Origin of the sequence: Bacillus sp. AY18-3, assembly GCF_008042305.1 — a bacterium.
GTDB lineage: Bacteria > Bacillota > Bacilli > Bacillales > Bacillaceae_G > Bacillus_A > Bacillus_A wiedmannii.
Window position 1 is genome coordinate 1 of the sequence record NZ_QKQR01000037.1, and the last position, 2,500, is coordinate 2,500.

1 rRNA gene (cut by a window edge) is annotated in these 2,500 nt (G+C 52.2%); it reads right to left on the bottom strand.

The window, feature by feature from the left end:
- Window positions 1-12: 12 nt before the first annotated feature.
- Window positions 13-2,500 (bottom strand): 23S ribosomal RNA (locus DM800_RS26075) (it continues 421 nt past the right edge of the window).

Consider the following 2,500-nt stretch of genomic DNA (forward strand, 5'->3'; position numbering starts at 1 on the left):
GCTTCATATTATATGGTTAAGTCCTCGATCTATTAGTATTCGTCAGCTCCACATGTCACCATGCTTCCACCTCGAACCTATCAACCTGATCATCTTTCAGGGATCTTACTAGCTTACGCTATGGGAAATCTCATCTTGAGGGGGGCTTCATGCTTAGATGCTTTCAGCACTTATCCCTTCCGCACATAGCTACCCAGCTATGCCCTTGGCAGAACAACTGGTACACCAGCGGTGCGTCCATCCCGGTCCTCTCGTACTAAGGACAGCTCCTCTCAAATTTCCTACGCCCACGACGGATAGGGACCGAACTGTCTCACGACGTTCTGAACCCAGCTCGCGTACCGCTTTAATGGGCGAACAGCCCAACCCTTGGGACCGACTACAGCCCCAGGATGCGATGAGCCGACATCGAGGTGCCAAACCTCCCCGTCGATGTGGACTCTTGGGGGAGATAAGCCTGTTATCCCCGGGGTAGCTTTTATCCGTTGAGCGATGGCCCTTCCATGCGGAACCACCGGATCACTAAGCCCGACTTTCGTCCCTGCTCGACTTGTAGGTCTCGCAGTCAAGCTCCCTTATGCCTTTGCACTCTACGAATGATTTCCAACCATTCTGAGGGAACCTTTGGGCGCCTCCGTTACACTTTAGGAGGCGACCGCCCCAGTCAAACTGCCCACCTGACACTGTCTCCCGGGTCGATAAGACCCGTAGGTTAGAATTTCAATACAGTCAGGGCGGTATCCCACCAGCGCCTCCACCGAAGCTAGCGCTCCGGTTTCAATGGCTCCCGCCTATCCTGTACAAACTGTACCAAAATTCAATATCAGGCTACAGTAAAGCTCCACGGGGTCTTTCCGTCCTGTCGCGGGTAACCTGCATCTTCACAGGTACTATAATTTCACCGAGTCTCTGGTTGAGACAGTGCCCAAATCGTTACACCTTTCGTGCGGGTCGGAACTTACCCGACAAGGAATTTCGCTACCTTAGGACCGTTATAGTTACGGCCGCCGTTTACTGGGGCTTCAGTTCAGAGCTTCGCTTACGCTAACCCCTCTCCTTAACCTTCCAGCACCGGGCAGGTGTCAGCCCCTATACTTCGCCTTACGGCTTCGCAGAGACCTGTGTTTTTGCTAAACAGTCGCTTGGGCCTATTCACTGCGGCTTTCCGTTAAGAAAGCACCCCTTCTCCCGAAGTTACGGGGTCATTTTGCCGAGTTCCTTAACCAGAGTTCTCTCGCACACCTTAGGATTCTCTCCTCGCCTACCTGTGTCGGTTTGCGGTACAGGCACCTTTTATCTCGCTAGAAGCTTTTCTTGGCAGCGGGGAATCAAAGACTTCGCTCCATAAGGAGCTTCCCCATCACAGCTCAGCCTTCACGATAAGCGGATTTGCCTACTTATCAGCCTAACTGCTTGGACGTGCACAACCAATCGCACGCTTCTTCTATCCTTCTGCGTCCCTCCATTGCTCAAACGATAAAGAGGTGGTACAGGAATATCAACCTGTTGTCCATCGCCTACGCCTGTCGGCCTCGGCTTAGGTCCTGACTAACCCTGAGCGGACGAGCCTTCCTCAGGAAACCTTAGGCATTCGGTGGACGGGATTCTCACCCGTCTTTCGCTACTCATACCGGCATTCTCACTTCTAAGCGCTCCACCAGTCCTTCCGGTCTGACTTCACTGCACTTAGAACGCTCCCCTACCACTGATACCATTGGTATCAATTCGCAGCTTCGGTGGTGTATTTAGCCCCGGTACATTTTCGGCGCAGAGTCACTCGACTAGTGAGCTATTACGCACTCTTTAAATGGTGGCTGCTTCTAAGCCAACATCCTAGTTGTCTAAGCAACTCCACATCCTTTTCCACTTAATACACACTTTGGGACCTTAGCTGGCGATCTGGGCTGTTTCCCTCTTGACTACGGATCTTATCACTCGCAGTCTGACTCCTAAGGATAAGTCATTGGCATTCGGAGTTTGACTGAATTCGGTAATCCGATGAGGACCCCTAGTTCAATCAGTGCTCTACCTCCAAGACTCTTACACTTAAGGCTAGCCCTAAAGCTATTTCGGGGAGAACCAGCTATCTCCAGGTTCGATTGGAATTTCTCCGCTACCCACACCTCATCCCCGCACTTTTCAACGTGCGTGGGTTCGGGCCTCCATTCAGTGTTACCTGAACTTCACCCTGGACATGGGTAGATCACCTGGTTTCGGGTCTACGACCACGTACTAAACGCCCTATTCAGACTCGCTTTCGCTGCGGCTCCGCCTCTTCAGCTTAACCTCGCACGGGATCGTAACTCGCCGGTTCATTCTACAAAAGGCACGCCATCACCCATTAACGGGCTCTGACTATTTGTAGGCACACGGTTTCAGGATCTCTTTCACTCCCCTTCCGGGGTGCTTTTCACCTTTCCCTCACGGTACTGGTTCACTATCGATCACTAGGGAGTATTTAGCCTTGGGAGATGGTCCTCCCAGATTCCGACGGAATTTC